At 59.9% G+C, this 18731-nt stretch carries 9 protein-coding genes; 4 read left to right on the top strand and 5 right to left on the bottom strand.

The annotated features are described in order from the left end of the window. Positions 1–254: 254 nt before the first annotated feature. The 5 genes from VRB54_RS10700 to tpx form a co-directional block, all read right to left on the bottom strand. Complete coding sequence (locus VRB54_RS10700; protein ID WP_338480779.1) at positions 255–1802, bottom strand: efflux transporter outer membrane subunit; 1548 nt, start codon at positions 1800–1802, stop codon at positions 255–257. Continuing rightward, positions 1799–4906 carry an efflux RND transporter permease subunit gene (locus tag VRB54_RS10695; protein WP_338480778.1) on the bottom strand — a complete coding sequence of 1036 codons (3108 nt, stop codon included), beginning with the start codon at positions 4904–4906 and terminating at the stop codon, positions 1799–1801. The genes VRB54_RS10700 and VRB54_RS10695 overlap by 4 nt, the downstream gene beginning before the upstream one ends. Then, positions 4903–8004, bottom strand: a complete 3102-nt coding sequence (locus tag VRB54_RS10690; RefSeq protein WP_231423828.1) for an MdtB/MuxB family multidrug efflux RND transporter permease subunit — start codon at positions 8002–8004, stop codon at positions 4903–4905. The genes VRB54_RS10695 and VRB54_RS10690 overlap by 4 nt, the downstream gene beginning before the upstream one ends. Further along, positions 8001–9299, bottom strand: a complete 1299-nt coding sequence (locus VRB54_RS10685; protein WP_338480776.1) for an MdtA/MuxA family multidrug efflux RND transporter periplasmic adaptor subunit — start codon at positions 9297–9299, stop codon at positions 8001–8003. Before VRB54_RS10685 ends, VRB54_RS10690 begins: the two co-directional genes overlap by 4 nt. 232 nt (positions 9300–9531) lie before the next feature. Beyond that, positions 9532–10032 (bottom strand): thiol peroxidase, encoded by a 501-nt coding sequence (gene tpx / locus VRB54_RS10680; RefSeq protein ID WP_338480774.1) that lies wholly within the window; start codon positions 10030–10032, stop codon positions 9532–9534. A 158-nt stretch (positions 10033–10190) separates the two neighbouring features. Here tpx and VRB54_RS10675 point away from each other — a divergent pair, with 158 nt between their 5' ends. The 4 genes from VRB54_RS10675 to VRB54_RS10660 all read left to right on the top strand — a co-directional run bounded on the left by VRB54_RS10675 (position 10191) and on the right by VRB54_RS10660 (position 18580). Further along, entirely contained in the window at positions 10191–11480 is a 1290-nt protein-coding gene (locus VRB54_RS10675) for a glycosyltransferase (protein ID WP_338481088.1), read from the top strand. A 71-nt stretch (positions 11481–11551) separates the two neighbouring features. Next, complete coding sequence (locus VRB54_RS10670; RefSeq protein WP_338480773.1) at positions 11552–12457, top strand: AraC family transcriptional regulator; 906 nt, start codon at positions 11552–11554, stop codon at positions 12455–12457. A gap of 358 nt (positions 12458–12815) precedes the next feature. Then, a complete protein-coding gene (locus VRB54_RS10665) occupies positions 12816–15227 on the top strand; it encodes a hypothetical protein (RefSeq protein ID WP_338480772.1) in 2412 nt (803 codons plus the stop codon). Continuing rightward, positions 15164–18580: a hypothetical protein gene (locus VRB54_RS10660; RefSeq protein ID WP_338480771.1), complete on the top strand. Its 3417-nt coding sequence runs from the start codon at positions 15164–15166 to the stop codon at positions 18578–18580. Before VRB54_RS10665 ends, VRB54_RS10660 begins: the two co-directional genes overlap by 64 nt. Positions 18581–18731 lie beyond the last annotated feature (151 nt).

Below are 18731 nucleotides of genomic sequence, written 5' to 3'. Positions count from 1 at the left end.
TGACTGACACTCAGCCATCGGGAGCAAGCCCCCTCCCACATTTTGAACAGCGCCAGGTAGAAAAACCCCGGTCGGCTCTAAGGCCGCCGCGCTTTTGCTTTTGATCTGAGGCGCCCCGTCAAACATGCTGGCCGAACGCAGGCTTTGGAGCGTGGGTAACCCGGCAGGACGCCGGGTTACCCACGCTCCAAAGCCGGAGTGAGGGCATGCCGAGCCTAGGCGAGGCACCAAGTGTTGGGGCAAGAGCCCTTTGGTTACTTTGGGGCTTTTCCAAAGTGACCCGCCGTAAGGGCGGAACCGCCAGTAGCCATCCCCCAATAACGGCTATACACCCAATCACTCCCCCCAGATGCAGTAACCCCATCCCACCCCCCACCCAGCGCCGCAATCAACTGCACACTCGCCACCAACCGCGTCTGCAGCAACGTCAACACCGTCCGCTCATTACTCAACGCGGTCGCCTGCACCGTCACCACATCCAGATACGCAATCAACCCTGCCTTGTACTGGTTCTGCGTCAACCGCAACGACTCACGCGCGGCGTCCAGCGCTTCGTTGCTGACCACGGCCTCGTCTTCCAGCACCTTGAGCTGCACCATGTAGTTTTCCACTTCGCGGAACCCATCCAGCACCGTCTGGCGGTACTTGGTCACGGTCTCGTCGTAGGAGGCCACGGTGCGGTCGACCTCGGCCGAGCGCTGGCCGCCGTCGAACAGGGTCATCGCAAGCTTGGGCCCCACCGACCAGAAGCGGTTCGGCAGGCTGATCCAGTCGGCATAGGTACTGCTGGTATACCCGCCCGCCAGGCTCAGGCTCAAGTCCGGGTAGTAGGCGGCCTTGGCCACGCCGATATTGGCGTTGGCGGCGATCACCGAGCGTTCGGCCGATGCGATGTCCGGGCGGCGTTCCAGCAGTTGCGAAGGCAGGCTTACCGGGATTTGCGGCAACGCGGGAATGTCCTTGCTCACCGCCAGGTTGAAGTTGGCCGGCGCCTCGCCGACCAGCACGGCGATAGCGTTTTCCAGTTGCGCGCGTTGCCAGATCAGGTCGATCAGGCTGGCCTGGGTGGTCTTGAGCTGGGTTTGTGCCTGGGCGACCGCGTCCTTGCCGGAAATGCCGGCGCGGTATTGGTTTTCGGTCATCTGCAACGAGCGCTGATAGGTGTCCAGTGTGGCTTGCAACAGGCGCGTCTGTTCATCCATCACGCGCAATTGCAGGTAGCTCTGCACCAGCTCCGACTGCTGGCTCAGGCGCATTGCGGCGAGATCCGCAGCGCTGGCTTCGGCGCTGGCCTCGTTGGCCTCCAGGCCTCGGCGCAACTTGCCCCACACGTCCGCCTCCCAGCTCACGCCCAACTGCGCGTTAAGGGTGTCGCGGATACCGCTGCTGGAACTGCTCAGGCTCGCGTTGCTGCTGCCGGTGCCCTGGCTTGCGCGGGTCTTGCCGACGCTCAGGTCGACACTGGGGTAAAACGCGCCACGGGCGCTGCGCACCAGCGACTGGGCCTGACGGAAACGTGCTTCGGCCTGGGCCACGGTCTGGTTGGAGGTGTTCAGACGCGTCACCAGGTCATTCAACTGGCGGTCGCCGTACAGCTCCCACCAGGCGCCACGGGCCAGGGAATCGCTCGGCGTGGCCTGGCGCCAGCCCTGGGCTTCCTTGAACTGGGCCGGCTCGATCACCTCCGGGCGTTTGTAATCGGGGCCAATGGCACACGCGCTGAGCAACAGGCCGCACAGCAAAAGGCTCGCCACGCGGGACCCACGGAACATGGCGCATTGAGCAAACGTTGAATCGGTCATAGCGCAGAGTCCAGGGCAGCATCGGTACGCACGCCACGCCAGGCGTTGAAACGGTGGCGCGCGCGGTCGAGATAGAGGTAGACCACCGGGGTGGTGTAAAGGGTCAGGACCTGGCTGAACACCAGGCCGCCGATGATGGTCAAGCCCAGCGGATGGCGCATTTCCGCACCGTCGCCGCTGCCCAGCAACAAGGGCAAGGCGCCGAGGATGGCCGCCAGGGTGGTCATCAGAATCGGCCGCAGACGCAGCAGGCAGGCGCTGCGAATCGACTCCAGCGGGCCCAGGCCGTCGTTGCGCTCCAGTTGCAACGCCAGGTCGATCATCAAAATCGCGTTTTTCTTCACCACGCCGATCAGCAGGAACAGCCCGAGCAGGGAGATCAGGCTGAACTCGCCTCCAGTCAGGTAGATGGCAAGCATGGCGCCGACCCCGGCCGACGGCAGCGTCGAAAGAATCGTCAGCGGGTGAATGTAGCTCTCGTACAGAATGCCCAGCACCAGGTACACCGCCACCAGCGCACCGAGGATCATGAACGGCTGGCCTTTCTGCGTGGCGGCGAAAGCGTCGGCGGTGCCGGCCATCTTGGCGATCACATCTTCGGGCAAGCCGACCTTGGCAATCGCCCGTTCGATCGCGGCCGTGCCCTGCTCCACCGTGACTCCGGGGGCCATGTCGAAGGCGATGTTTTCCGAAGCGAACTGGCCCTCGTGGCTGACCCGGTCATTGGCCAGGCTGTTTTCGTAATGGGCAATGGTCGACAACGGCACCCGTGCGCCATCGGCGGTGATCACCTGCATCTGGTTGAGGGTGATGGGGTCCTGGGCATATTTGGGGTTGACCTCCATTACCACCTGGTACTGGTTGAGGCTGTCATAGATGGTGGAAATCTGCCGCTGGCTGTAGGCGTTGTTGAGCACCGCCGTGACCATGTCCATGTCGATGCCCAGCCGTTTGGCCTGGTCGCGGTCGACAATCAGCGTGACCTGCGCCGCCCCCCGGCCCTCCCGGGCATCGATGGCGGTCAGCTCCGGTAACGTACGAAAGGCGGCGACCACTTTCGGGTACCACAGCCGCAGCGCGGCAAGATCGCCACTTTGCAGGATGTAGGAGTATTGCGCGCTGGTCTGGTCGCGACCGCCGCCAAATTGCAGATCCTGGTCGGCCATCAGAAACAGGCGCCCGCCCGGCACCAGCGGCACGTCCTTGCGCAGGCGCTCGATCACCGCCTGGGCGGACACCTTGCGCTCGGCAATCGGCTTGAGGCGTACCAGCATCACCGCGTTGTTGGTGCCGTTGTTGCCGCCGATAAAGCCGGCCACGCTGAGCACCGCCGGGTCCTTGAGCACCGCCTTGCGGAAGGTCTCCATCTTTGGCTGCATCACGCTGAACGACAGGCCGTCGTCACCGCGCACGAAGCCGATCAACTGGCCGGTGTCCTGCTGGGGCATGAAGGTCTTGGGCACTACCACATACAGCGCGACGTTCACGCCGATGGTCAGCAGCAGGCTGATCAATGTCAGGCGCCGATGGCGCAGCACCCAGTCCAGGCTGGTGGCATAGCCGGCTACCATGCGGTCGTTGACCTTCTGGCTCCAGCGCTGCAGCCCGGTCATGCGGCCCTTGACCTGGGGCTTGAGCCAGCGAGCGCAGAGCATCGGGGTCAGGGTCAGCGAGACAATCAGCGACACAATGATCGCCGCCGACAGGGTGATCGAGAACTCACGAAACAGGCTGGTGACGATGCCGCCCATAAACAGGATGGAAAGGAACACCGCCACCAGCGACACGTTCATCGACAGCAAGGTAAAGCCCACTTCCTGAGCGCCCAGGTACGCTGCCTTCATCGGCGGCACACCTTCGTCGATATGCCGTGAGATGTTCTCCAGCACCACGATGGCATCGTCCACCACCAGGCCGGTGGCGAGAATCAGCGCCATCAGCGAAAAATTGTTCAGCGAGAACCCATAGAGATACATCACCGCGAAGGTGCCCACCAGCGACACCGGCACCGCCAGGGTCGGGATCAGCGACGCGCGGAAATTGCCGAGAAACAGGTACACCACCAGAATCACCAGGCCTACCGCGACCAGCAGGGTCATCTCGGCTTCATGCAGGGTGGCGGTGATCACCGGTGAGCGGTCCATGGCCAGGCTGAGCTTGACGCTGGACGGCAACACCGCCTGCAGCGCCGGCAACTGCGCCTTGATCTGCCTGACCGTCTCGATGATGTTGGCGCCGGACTGGCGGTTGATCACCAGCAGCACCGCCGAATCGTTATTGAAGAAGCCGCTGTTGTAGCGATCTTCAACGCCATCGGTGATCGTCGCCACGTCCGACAGGCGCAGGGCCGCGCCATTCTGGTAGCGAATCAGCAGCGGCTCGTAGTCTTTGGCTTTTTCCAGTTGGTCGTTGGCCTGGATCTGCCAGTTGCGCTGGCTGTCTTCCAGCGAGCCCTTGGGCCGGCGCTGGTTGGCATTGGCGATGGTGTTGCGCACATCGTCCAGGGCCACGCCGTACTGGTCGAGGGCCTTGGGTTGCAGTTCGATGCGCACCGCCGGCAGAGAACTGCCGCCGATCTGCACTTCGCCCACGCCGGGCACCTGGGATAGGCTTTGCGAAAGAATGGTCGAGGCCAGGTCGTAGAGCTGCCCCTTCTGCAACACGTCCGAGGTCAGCGACAGCACCATGACCGGCGCCTGGGACGGGTTGATCTTCTTGTAGGTGGGCATGCTGCGCATGCCGCTGGGCAACAGGTTGCGCGACGCGTTGATGGCGGCCTGCACTTCCCTTGCCGCGCCGTTGATATCGCGGTCGGAGTCGAACGCCAGAATCACCCGGGTGGAGCCCTGGCTGGACGAACTGCTCATGGTGGTGATGCCGGCAATCGAGCCGAAGGAGCGCTCCAGCGGCGTGGCCACGGTGGACGCCATCACTTCGGGGCTGGCCCCGGGCAGGCTGGCCGACACCACGATCACCGGGAAGTCGATCTGCGGCAAGGGCGACACCGGCAGCAGGTTGAAGCTGACACCGCCCAACAACATGATCGCCAGGCTCAGCAGCAGCGTGGCGACCGGCCGGCGAATGAAAGGTCCGGACAGGTTCATGGCTCAACCGGCTCCAGGCGTTGCGGCTCTTTGCGCCAACGCCGACCCAGACGATCGAAATACAGGTAGATCACCGGTGTGGTGAACAGCGTCAATACCTGGCTCACCAGCAGGCCGCCGACCATCACCAGGCCCAGGGGCTGGCGCAACTCGGCGCCGGAACCGCTGGCGAGCATCAGCGGAACCGCACCGAACAGCGCGGCCAGGGTGGTCATCAGGATCGGCCGGAAACGCAACAGCGCCGCCTGATAGATCGCCGTCTGCGGGTCAAGGCCCTGGTTGCGTTCGGCGTCGAGGGCGAAGTCGATCATCATGATCGCGTTCTTCTTCACGATGCCGATCAGCAAAATGATGCCGATGATCGCGATCATCCCCAGGTCATTGCCGCTGAGCAGCAAGGCGAGCAACGCGCCCACCGCTGCCGAGGGCAGGGTCGACAGAATGGTGATCGGGTGGATATAGCTCTCGTACAACACGCCAAGCACGATGTACATGGTGACCACCGCTGCCAGGATCAGCAGCAGGGTGCTCGACAGCGATGCCTCGAACGCCTGGGCCGCGCCCTGGAACTGGGTCTGCACGCCCACCGGCATGCCGATGTCCTTCTGCGTCTGGTTGATCAGCTCTACCCCTTTGCCCAGCGCGACGCCCGGGGCCAGGTTGAACGACATCATCACCGCCGGAAACTGGCCAATGTGCGCAATCGCCAACTGCGCCTGGCGCTGTTCCACCCGGGCCAGGCTCGACAGCCGCACCTGGCCGCCATCAGTGGTTTTCACGTGGATCTGGTTCAGCGCCTCCGGGCCGAGGGTTTCGCCCGACTGGGCCTGCAATACCACACGGTACTGGCTGGCCTGGGTGTAGATGGTCGAGATCTGCCGCTGGCCGAAGGCGTCGTACAGCGCATCGGTAATGGTCGACACGCTGACGCCCAGGCGCGAGGCCGCATCGCGGTCGATCACCAGATACACCTGCAGGCCCTTGTCCTGCAGGTCGCTGGCAACGTCGGTCAGCTCCGGCAACTGGCTGAGGGCCTGCACCAGCTTGCCGCTCCACAGCGCGAGCAGCTCGGCGTCCGGTGACGACATGCTGAACTGGTATTGGGTGCGACTGACGCGGTCTTCGATGGTCAGGTCCTGCACCGGTTGCATGAAAAGGCGAATGCCCACCAGCTTGTCGATCTGCGGCTGCAGGCGTGCGATCACCTCGGTGGCGCTCAAATCACGTGCGGCGTGGGGCTTGAGGTTGATCAGCAAACGGCCACTGTTGAGCGTGGCGTTGTCACCGTCCACCCCGATATAGGACGACAGGCTTTCTACGGAGGGGTCAGCCAGGATGATTTTGGCCAGTTCCTGTTGGCGCTGGCTCATGGCCGCAAACGAAATCGACTGCGGCGCCTCGGAAACACCCTGGATCACCCCGGTGTCCTGCACCGGGAAAAAGCCCTTGGGCACCACCAGATACAGCACCACGGTGAGGCCCAGGGTCGCGATGGCCACCAGCAGGGTCAGCGGCTGGTGCCTGAGTACCCATTGCAGCATGCGCGCGTAGCCGTTGATCAGCCAATCGATCCAGGCGCCGCTGGCCTTGTAGAAGCGGCTTTGCTCCGCTTCCTCGGGCTCGCGCTTGAGCAAGCGCGCGCACATCATCGGCGTGAGTGTCAGGGACACCACCAGGGAAATCAGGATTGCCACCGCCAGGGTGATGGCGAACTCGCGAAACAGCCGCCCCACCACGTCAGCCATGAACAGCAGCGGAATCAACACGGCGATCAGCGACAGCGTCAGGGAAATCAGGGTGAAGCCGATCTGCCGCGCGCCCTTGAGCGCGGCCGCCATGGGCGTCTCCCCTTCCTCGATATAACGCGCGATGTTTTCCAGCATCACGATGGCATCGTCCACCACGAAACCGGTGGCGATGGTCAGGGCCATCAGCGTCAGGTTGTTGATGGAGAACCCGGCCAGGTACATCACGCCAAAGGTGCCCACCAGTGAAAGTGGCACGGCAATCGACGGAATAATGGTCGCACTGACCCGGCGCAGGAACAGGAATGTGACCATCACCACCAGGGCAATGGCGATCAGCAATTCGTGCTGCACATCGGTGACCGACGCGCGAATGGTCTGGGTACGGTCGGTGAGCACGGCCACATCAAGGCCGGCCGGCAGGTTGTCCGTGATGCTCGGTAGCAGCGCCTTGATGCGGTCGACCACCTCGATCACGTTGGCGCCCGGTTGGCGCTGGATATTGAGCAGCACGGCCTGGTTTTCATTGGCCCAGGCGGCAAGGCGTTCGTTTTCGGCGCCGTCGACGATCTGTGCCACATCCTTGAGACGCAACGGCGCGCCATTGTTGTAGGCGAGGATCAGTTCGGCGTATTGCTGGGGCGAGACCAGTTGATCGTTGGCGTCGAGCATCGACACCCGCGTGGGGCCGTCGAAGTTGCCCTTGGGCTGGTTGACGTTGGACGCGGCGATCAGGGTGCGCACGTCCGACAGGTTCAGGCCGTTGGCGGCCAGCGCCTCGGGGTTGACCTTGATGCGCACGGCCTGGCGCTGGCCGCCGGCGATGCTGACCATGCCCACGCCACTGATCTGCGCAATCTTTTGCGCCATGCGGGTGTCGACCAGGTCATTGAGCTTGGGCAGCAGCATGGTTTTGGAGGTGATCGCCAGGGTCAGCACCGGGGTGTCCGCCGGGTTGACCTTGTTGTACACCGGCGGCGCCGGCAGGTCCTTGGGCAACAGGTTGGTGGCGGCGTTGATTGCAGCCTGCACCTGTTGTTCGGCGACATCCATGTTGATGTCGAGGTTGAAGCGCAGGGTCAGCACCGAGGCGCCGCCGGAGCTGGTGGACGCCATCTGCGTTAGGCCGGGCATTTGCCCGAACTGGCGCTCAAGCGGCGCGGTGACCGCGCTGGTCATTACGTCGGGGCTGGCGCCGGGGTACAGGGTCATCACGCGGATCGTCGGGTAATCCACCTGAGGCAAGGCCGATACCGGTAGCAGCCGGTACGCGATGATGCCGGCCAGGACGATGGCCAGCATGCTCAGCGTGGTGGCGACCGGGCGAAGGATAAACAGCCGCGACAGGTTCATGAACCGACCTTTTGCGCCTTGCCGGCGTTAACGCCGCTCTCGGTTTTGGCCGCAGGTTTGCTTTGCAGGTGTTCGGTCGGGGTGGTCGGTACTTCGGCGCTGTCGTTGACCACTTCGATTTCGCTGCCGTCCTTGAGCCGGTCGGTGCCTTCCATGACCACGCGGTCGCCAGCCTTCAGGCCCTCTTTGATCACTGTGTTGTCGCCGTCGGTATCGCCGACCACCAGCGGCTGAACCTTGACCTTCCTGTCACCATCGAGCACGTAGACGAAGGTGCCGTTGTTGCCGAACTGGATCGCGGCGGACGGTGCCAGCACCACGTCACGCAGGGTGTCGGCCAGCAGGTGCACATTGACGAACTGGTTGGGGAACAGTGCCTGATCCTTGTTATCGAAGCGTGCCTTGAATTTCAGGGTGCCGGTGGTGACGTCGATCTGGTTGTCCAGGCTTTGCAGTACGCCGACGGCCTGCTTTTTCAAGTCGCCACGGTCCCAGGCCTCAACCGGCAGTTTGTTGCCGGCGTGGTATCGGGCGAGCACGGTGTCCAGGGTGTTTTCCGGCAGGGTGAAGGCCACGCTGATCGGCTGGGTCTGCGTGATCACGGCCAGGGCGGTAGTGTCGTTGGCCGCGACGAGGTTGCCGACGTCGAGCTGACGCAGGCCGACGCGGCCGGCAATCGGCGCGCGGATTTTGGTGAATTCGAGGTTGAGCTTCGCGTCATCCACCGCGCCCTGGTTGGTCTTGACCGTGCCCTGGTATTGCAGGACCAGCGCTTCGGCGGTGTCCAGCGTCTGCTTGGCGATGCTGTCCTGCTTGTACAAGTCGCGATAACGCTGCACGTCAACCTGGGCGTTTTTCAACTGCGCCTGGTTCTGCAGCAGCGTGCCCTGGGCCTGGAGCAAGGCGTTCTGGTAGCTGCGCGGATCGATTTCCGCCAGCAGGTCGCCGGCCTTGACCATCTGCCCCTCTTCAAAGGCGATCTTGACCAGCTCCCCACCGACCCGGCTGCGCACATTGATGGTGTTGAGCGCGGTGACCGTGCCCAGCGCCTTGTAGTACACCGGGAACTCCCCCAGCACCGCCGGCGCCACACGCACCGGCACCGGGCCGGTGGACCCGCCGAAGCCCGGGCGGGCCATGCCGGTTTTGCTGGTGTGCCCCGCCGCTGCGTCCTTGTGGGCGCTACTGCCGGGCCAGAATTTCCAGCACAGGCCGGCGATAACCAGCAGCACAAGCAGGCCGAACAGCCAGCGGCGGGAGTTGCGGGGGGAGGATTGCATGGAGTGATCAACCATTGGGCGCGAGAGCTTCTTCTTTGGGAGGCTGAAAGATAAGCACTGGAGCAGTTTAAGAAAAGCGCCTTTACCGGCTATTTACCTTGGGCTTACAGGTTTTAACCGTTGCAGCTTAGTTCAAATGCTATTTCTCTAAGCTGCTGAAGCTCAAATAAAAACGGCCTGGACGAGGCCAGGCCGCAAGCATGTAGCAGGCGTATTACTGCAAGATCGCAGTAATGTACCGAAACAGTTACTTCAAAACAGCCAGAGCGGCTTCGTAGTTAGGCTCCTGGCCAATTTCTGCAACCAGCTCGCTGTGCAGCACTGTGTCGTTTTCGTCCAGCACTACCACGGCGCGGGCGGTCAGGCTGCGCAGTGGGCCGTCGGTGATATCAACACCATAGTCCTGGGAGAAGGCAGCGCTGCGGAAATCCGACAGGCTTTTCACGTTTTCCAGGCCTTCGGAACCGCAGAAGCGCGCCTGGGCGAACGGCAGGTCGGAGGAAATGCACAGCACCACAGTGTTGTTCAGCTCGTTGGCCTGTGCATTGAACTTGCGCACCGAGGTGGCGCAGGTCGGGGTATCGACGCTTGGGAAGATATTCAACACTTTGCGCTTGCCGGCGAAGGAAGCCAGGGTGGCATCCGACAGGTCGCCGGCGGTCAGGGTAAAGTCGGGAGCCTGGGAACCGGCTTGTGGCAGTTCGCCTTCAACCTGGACCGGGTTACCTTTGAGAGTGACTTGAGCCATGAACGAAATCCTTATGCTGGTTTGATGAAACGAATTCGAGAGGCCGAAGTTAACCACAAAGTACCGCCGCTACCTACCCCGCAGACAAATTGTCATCACGCCGGGTTGTGGTTTAATTGCGCGCTTTTTGCCCGCCCCTTTTCAGGAACCCGCCCTTGATAAATCAGCCCTCCACCAAAGTCCTGGTCATTGGTTACGTCTGGCCGGAGCCGCGTTCCTCGGCAGCGGGCGGGCATATGATGCAGATTCTTGAGACGTTTCTCACCCAAGGTTGGGACATTACCTTTAGCAGCCCGGCCGCACTTGGCGAGCATAAGGCCGACTTGTCGACGCTGGGCATCGCCGAATGCGCCATCGAACTCAATAACAGCAGTTTCGATGACTTTATCCGTGAACTGGCTCCGGATATCGTGCTGTTCGACCGTTTCATGATGGAAGAGCAGTTCGGCTGGCGCGTGGAAAAGTGCTGCCCCGGCGCCCTGCGCGTGTTGGAAACCTCGGACCTGCAAAGCCTGCGCGACGCACGTCACCAGCGTTTCAAGGAGCATGTAAAAGTCCATCCTGACAGCGACGATTTCACCGCCCTGTTCACCCCCGTCTTGGAAGACGAGTTTCAACGGATGGCCGATACGGACCTTGCCAAACGCGAAATCGCCGCCATTTACCGCTGCGATATCAGCCTGATGATTTCCGACCTGGAAATCCGCCTGCTCACCGAGCACTTCAACGTACCCGCCGCCCTGCTGCACGGGTGCCCGCTGATGATGCAGCCGCCCACCGCGGCGTTTACGCCCTTTGAAGACCGTGCGCATTTCCTCAGCATCGGCAACTTCCGCCACGCCCCCAACTGGGATGCGGTGCTGTGGATGAAGAACAGCATCTGGCCGCTGATCCGCCAGCAACTGCCGGGCGCCCAATTGCATATCTACGGCGCCTACACCCCGCCCAAGGCTACCGCCCTGCACAACCCGGCGCAGGGTTTTCATGTGATGAACTGGGCCGAAGATGCGCTGCGGGTGATGAGCGCCGCGCGCATCTGTCTGGCGCCGTTGCGCTTCGGCGCGGGCATCAAGGGCAAACTGGCCGACGCCATGTTGTGTGGCACGCCCAGCGTCACCACGCCCATCGGCGCCGAAGCCATGGGCGATGAACACGCCTGGCCCGGCGTGATCGAACACAGCGCGCAAGCTCTCGCCGCCGCCGCCGTCGCCCTTTACCAGGACCGTGAGCGCTGGACCCAGGCCCAGGAACAGGGTCGCCAACTGCTCGCCCGCCGCTATGACCAGCGCATCCACGGCCTGGCCCTGGTGCAATGCCTGGAAAGCTGTCGCAGCCACCTCGCCAGCCACCGCCGCGACAATTTCACCGGCAGCATGTTGCGTCACCATGCCCACAAGAGCACGCAGTACATGTCCCAGTGGATAGAGGCGAAAAACCGCAACGTATAAGGTAGGCGCTGGCGAGGGCGCGCGTGAGGAGGCATTATCCTGTGCAGCCACCACAATAAAGCGACGGCACCATGACCCGAGCAACGCGAGTCACCGATCCTTCCTACGAGCTGATGGACGATCACAACGGTCTGTCCATCATCTATCGCCAGCACGGCTTCCCCTGCCCGCTGGTGCGCTGGCATTTCCACAAGGAATACGAGCTGCACTTGATCGTTGCCAGCTCGGGCAAAGTGTTTATCGGCGACTACATCGGCAACTTCTACCCTGAAAGCCTGTTCCTCACCGGCCCCAACCTGCCCCACAACTGGATCAGTCAGGTGGAGGAAGACGAAGTGGTACCCAAGCGCGACATGCTGGTGAACTTCACCGATGAATTGTTCGAACACGGCAGCCATATCTTCGCTGAACTCAAACGCCTGGAACCGTTGCTGGAGCGTGCACAGTACGGCATCGAATTTCGCTGCAAAAAAACCATCGCACTGGCCATGGGCCTGATGCAGCGCATCGAGGAGGCCCAGGGCATGGCGCGTCTTGGGCACTTCTTCATCCTGATGGAAGTGCTGAGTACCTGTGAGAATTATCAATTGCTCTCGGGCGTCACCACACCGCAATTGGCCGACGAACACAGCATTGATCGCACCAACCGCGCGGTGGATTACATCTTTGCCCACTACGCACGGGAATTGCCGCTGGAGGAAGTGGCGGACTACCTGGGGATGAAGCCCACGTATTTTTCGCGGGTGTTCAAACAAGCCACCGGTCGTACCTTTGTCGAGTTCGTCAACCGTTTGCGTATCAGCAAGTCATGCGAGTTGCTGGCTGACGGCGACAAGGCGGTAACGGATGTCTGTTTTGAGTCGGGGTTCAACAATATTTCCAACTTCAATCGGCGTTTTCAACAGCTAAAGGGCATGACGCCTTCGCACTACCGGCGCCTGGCGATGCAGCGGTTGACCGAGCAAAACCTGGCTTGAGCGAGAGCGGATCTGCAAAGATCTGACGCCGCTTGCAAAAGTCGACCTCTATCCTCTTCGCATATTTCCCGCAATAAATCCTGTGGAACGCTTGTAGAACACAACGCGACACAACGAGGACTTTTATAGCCAAGAGAAATCAACGATGAGCTCCGTGACATCCGCCCGAAGCACATTCTCCTACCCTGCACTGCTCGCTCAGAACGAATCAAACGCCGTCATACCTGGATCTCAACGCCTCTCAAGTCCGCAAGCACGCGCCAGTCACGCGGCGGTTTCGCTGGAAACCCAAAGGCTTGCAACCGATTTGATAAGGTCAGGTGACAACGCCCTCGCATCCAGGCACAGCGCTGCGTTAATGGATCAGATCCTTGCCGGCCATGTAGCGCCGGACGGGCGGTCCGCCGTTAACCTTGATATACCCGCTGTCTCGACGTTCGGCAGAGCCTGGGCTCAACTGACCAATGCCATTCACAGCGAGCCATTTGCAAGCTTCGCCCGCACACACAAAGTTGACACGTCAACGCTGCAACTAAACACGCAATCAGGGTGGATCCTCACGTGCGTTGCGGACGGTAAAACCGTGTCTTTCTCGAAATACGACAAGAGCTTCCTGGACGCGACCGCAGCATTAACCGAAGCAGCCAAGGCACTCGCCCCGACGCTCAAGCAGATCAGCTATACGAACGCGCACAGCGCGCCCTGTGAAGTAGTCAGCGACTTCTACGCCGCACGTACCGACGGCACAGACGATGGTCGGCTCAAATTGATCGCCTTACAGCAGCAATATCAGTCCTTCGACGCGTTGCGTGAGCCTGGTTCCAAGGCTGCGCAGTTCAACAGCCCTGCATACGCCCCCATTCGCGAGCAACAGACAAACGCCATCGAAGAACTGTCTGCAGAAATATCGCTAAACCCCGAACTCAAGCCTGTCGCGCAGCGCAATCCCAAGGAGACGGTCGAAGCCGCTGACAGGGAAATGGCGAGGATGTGTGCCAGTGCCTTGTTAAGCCTCAGGCCTGAGATGGCTGGCTACGGTACAGGTCCGCGCAACCATTTTGCGGCATCGCAGATTCCCGAATACTCAACGTTCGGGCAAACCCTGCGGGCGTTGATGAAGTCAATTTCCAGTGACGCCTTTATGCGTATCACCGCCGCACGGCGCATCGAACCTGACACCGCGAAGATAAACACGTTTACCGGTGACCTGCTCTGTTCTGTAAGAGGTAGCGATGATCAAGTCGTTGAGAAGACTTTCAAAATAGCCAACGACTCGGAATGGGCGGCCATTGCCCCTTCCATACTGCCCCACGCCAAAAACCTCGCGTCCGGCGCAAACGTTGATGTATGGCTTGCGCAGGGCAAGCCAATCAACCTGGCTGTAGTAAATGTTTTTTACGGTGAGCCGAAAAAGGGCGACACGCTGGAAGATGTTCTCGAACAAGCGTCAAGGCTCACTCGCACGGGCTTCCGGGCCTTGAACAACGACAGTCCGCCCACAGATCCTGCGGCTTTGCGTATCCAGGAAAAACAACGCGCCCTGATACAACAGCTGATGCCTGAGCCCCCCCTTTCGGACGGCATCGAAAGCGCCGAAAGCGCACTGGCCATCGCCATGCACCGTGCGATGCTTGAGGTGAAAGCTGATCCGACCCAAGCCTCGAGAAAAACCATCAATTCGATACCGTCCGACAGTCTGTTCGGGCAATGGTGGGATTACCTTGGCAAGGCTCTGAACGGGCGCGGATTCACTGAGTGGGCCCGCGAACAAAAAGTGGACTTGACGTCCCTGAGTTACGATCCTTCAGACCAGGCGCTGATCGGCAAGGTCGATGGCGTTGAGCAGCGTTATACCGCCAAAGACTTCGCACACAAATACCCCGGGCATTTCGACGTGCTTACGCCGGTGCTGGACGCCGCAGCCCCCTTTGCAGCCGCTGGAAAGCCCATTACGCTGCCTCGAGCCGTAACCGCCAATGCGCCGTTTGAATCGGTTGCTGATTTTCATGGCATCAGCCGCAACTACACCAGCCCTGCCTTCGCGCAACAAACAGAGCTGATGGGCCGAACACAACGGTTCCCGACACCCGTTGAAGACCCGGATCGAATCGTGAACGGTTTGATCCAGCAAAAAACAGCGTTGGCCGACAGCAACGACCGATATGCGCTCATTGATCAACTTAAACGCGTCGATCAAAACATCAACCACTCCATGCGGATCAACATTGACGCTGATTCGTCCCATCGTCCCAAGGGGGCCAGGACTGTCCAGCAGTTTATTCGGGACAACGGCTGGAACGACGTCACGTCGCCCCGGCAGACCGAGAACCTGTTAAGGGCGTTGCAAACGCCTGTCCCTCAATCACCGCCCTTGGGCAACCTCTGGGGATTTCTCTCCACCGACCTCCCCCTCAGCGTTGAGCAGCGCAGCAAGGTGGCGGAGTTTGTGAAAGACAATATCGGCCAGCACGACAGCCTTTGGAGCTATTTAAACGCCGGCATCACTGGCCTCAACGCGCAACCTGACAACGCACTGGAACAGCTGCTCTCCAGTGATAAAGCCGTCGAATTTGCCGCGAAGCTCGAAATCGACATGGAAGGGCTCACGACCACGACCAGCCTGAAGCAGTGGCTGTTGTCAGCCCTGGTACTGGAGCTTGATCCGAAGGGGGCGCTGCGCGCAACAAGGTTGCTGACTTCGACTTCATGCACTCTGATAACTGGGGACTTCACCCCAACGAAATCAGCCAGCGCTTCGATCAACACTTGATTGACACCAGGAGGGTACCCGCAGCACTTGCCCCGGTTGCCTCGCATTTGCTGAAGTCAGGTATGGCGCCACAATTTGTACGCAAAGACCTGCCGTCAGCAGCGACACTGGGCTCCCCCGAATTTGCGATCTATACGATGGGAGTGAATCTGGTCGAACAGATCGCCCCCGGTGCTGCCACCGGCATGAGCGATGAACAAATCACCCGGTTTATCGGAATCGACCCCATTTCAGCTGATGAAACCCAACAAAGGGCCATGGCCGGGATGAATCCGGTGATGGATTGGGCAATCTGCAACGGCCATGTGATGAGGAGCGACAAGGATGAATACACCCTGGAACAGATGGCAACAGCGCAAAAGGCCCTGAATAAACAGAACGCTGAAGTTTTTGCTGCCAGCAAGTTTCTAAGTACCGTCAAAGCGCCCAGCAGGCGGGCGATGACCCTTGAAGCGTTGCGTGCAAAATTTGGCTCCACTATCGACTTCGAAAACACGTATGTATGGGAAAAGGTCGCCAAGATCTTTTCCGGCATTAGAGCAAGCATTGCTGCGGTATATGAATCCGGCCGCCTGGGCGAAGAGTGGACCCCGGAAACGCCAACACTGGATTTCGAAAACCTGCGCAGGCACGCCTCCGAATTACCTGTCATAAACGACACGTTCAATAACGCTATCGAACAGGACTATGCGCAGCGCAGGACCCACAATATTTCGCAACTCAAGGATATGCTCAGCAAGTTACCCCCAAAGGTTCGCGTTGCCTTGCACAATGGTGGTATGAGCCTGTACGCCGTGGGAAATACCGGCGGTATCGTGCTGGACCTCGACCACTATGGGGAGAGGTACGCACTCGCCTTCTATCCGGGCGCTGGAAAAGTAGTACTCATTCCACCTATCGACCATTCGGTGCTTCACGGACAAGCCGGCAATTTAACGATTGACTTGAAGGCCTTCCAAACTGGCGCAGAGCCGGAGCCTGAAATCACACCCAATGTCGTCTTGACGCCCATTCACCTTGTCGACCCCGATGTCTGGAAAGGGGGCAGGCGATTTTTGTCTGCCGAGCAGGCAGGCACTAGTCCTGCCAACTACGAAAGTATCAGGTTCCAGCACTTGGCCGAGGTGCTGGTTGACTCGGCCTACCTGCACAAGGCCAGTTTCATCAACAAACAACGTGGGCCCAACCCCGTGGACAATGCCGTTGAGCCCAGCGATTTCTTCCTGGGCCTCATGAAAGTAGTACCCGGCGGCTCAAGTGTTCTGGACCTTTACAACGGCGAATACAAGAAAGCGGTATACGACCTCGGCGTCGACATCATCCTGTATGCAGCCACGGAGGGTGCAGGCGAAGTCTGGAAATTGATCAAATCGGGTTCAGCCTGGACGGCGGCCAGGGCGTCTGCCAAATTCATTGAGAAGTTCGGCGCCAAAGAAGGTGAAAGTATTGTAATCAGGGACCTTACGGCCAACGGTGCTGCGCAGACTTTCCATTCAACCAATCGACTGCAGCAAAGCCATCTGGCAGAACTGGCCGACGGGAAATTTGTGAAACCATCCAACATGGAAGACGGTGTCGTCATGCGCGCCGGAACACCCGAACACAGCAAAGTGACGGCGATCTTCCGAGAAGGTAACTGGTACGCCTACGACAGCAAAACAGCACACGCCTATGGGCCGGCGCTGAAAGGGTTTGTGTCAGACGCCAGTTCACCCGTTCAGAAAGAAATCTTTGCAGACGGCACCTCAGCGCTGGTAACGCAAAAAGCATTGGCCGCCGACGCTTATACCCTTCCCCGCGTCAATGGGTTCGATCTGGTCAGCGAGGGCAAGGTATACCGTTACGACAGCCGTAACCCTGGAATATTGACTGACCTGGAATCGGCTGATCACTTCAAGCCGCTCGAAGATTTCGAGGCAATCTGCCACGCACCCACGGGGCTCGCTGGCAGAGTCCGGCGCGGGGCCAATGACACCTGTTTTTCAAAGGTCATCCGCAATATATCCAGTGAGTTGACCCAGGAGCTTCAGGCACTTGAGCACGTACGGCTGTTTCCTTCGCCCCCCAAACTGCTCAGGAAGGATCAATTCGTCATTTTTGAAAGGCGCCGTTTCAAGATGGTTGAAGGTGAAATGGGGCCACAACTCAATCCGGTACTTGATAACAAACGCATTACCTACAAGGACACTGTCACCGGCACGCTCAAACAGGATCCGCAGTTCGGCTTTCACAGTACGCAAACCAATGACGAATTGGCGCGCGAAAGCCGGGTGGTCAAGCTCAACAGTATCAGCGCGGGCTGCGATGACAAGCGCGAGCTTCGAGGTATCGTGGTTAAAGACTCAATCGCCGGCAGCACCCGGCAGTATCTGGTGATCGAAGCGGATATCGGCGAGTTTTACTTTGCGACATTGAACAATGCCCCCGGCGCCGAACTGACCTTCACAAAATGCACGCCCAAAGAACTCTCGCTAGTAAAGAGCTATAAGGCCAAGCTCAATATTCGCCAAGGCGTCTCCAAAGTACCCATCGATAACGATTTTATTGCCTTGCCGAAACTCGATATGGCGTTTCAAGAGCTGGAGCGTTCTGCCTACACAAAACAAGAGGTCGATGAGCTAAAAGCATATTGTAAAGATATGGCACCGGAACAGCAGCGTGAGGTCGTCTATCAACTGCAACGGCACGACAGGATCAGTAAAGCCGATGTCGCACTAAGGCCGATACAAGTGGCCGCACTGGATAAACCTGCTGACTTCGCAACATGGCCGGCAGAACAACAGAACAAATTCTATGCACAACAAGCCAAATCCAATGTAAATCGTGGAATGAAAGCCACAGGGTTGGGACCCGGCAACCAAGTGCGCTCCAGGGCGGACAAGGCGCGCGCGGAAGCAGCAACACAGACCATCGGCTGGATACGTCGTACCACGGCGAATCATGCGCCGAACCGCGCCAACCTGGTGCTGAAAACCGGCGCAGGCAACTGTGGAGAAATGGCGATGGTTTCCAGGGACATCATCGATAAAAGCGGCGGTCGTGCCTATGAATGGCATGCCTCGGATGCTCACGCGTTCACGGTGGTCGGTGGACCCCCGACGTTACCGGCGGGGACCGTCAACTTTTCCGAGCCTGCCTGGAAAGACGCCTGGATCGTGGATCCATGGACCGATATTGCCTGCCCTGCTCGCGAATACACGCAGAAGATCAAGGAGGTCATGACCCAGTGGGAACGCAAAAGTATAAAGATACTGGAGGGAGAAAAATCAATCAGCCCGTTGGACGACAACTGGATGAATGATCTTGTAAAAAAACCGAAAACCCCCTTCCCTCACGGGTATAACCGTTCCTGAACATCAGATAATGGAGCCAGCGCGCCATCGCCGGGTGGTCGGCGCGCTTTGCCAGGTCTTGCCTGGCACACCCGGATCAATTGCGAACCAGTGCAAAAAAGTATCAGCGAACGTGCACCCAAGGATTTGTCACAACCGCATTTCAGGGCTG

Origin of the sequence: Pseudomonas trivialis (genome assembly GCF_036864995.1) — a bacterium.
Taxonomy (GTDB): domain Bacteria; phylum Pseudomonadota; class Gammaproteobacteria; order Pseudomonadales; family Pseudomonadaceae; genus Aquipseudomonas; species Aquipseudomonas trivialis.
Note: the sequence above shows the minus strand (reverse complement) of the source record. Positions and strands in the feature narration are given on the sequence as shown.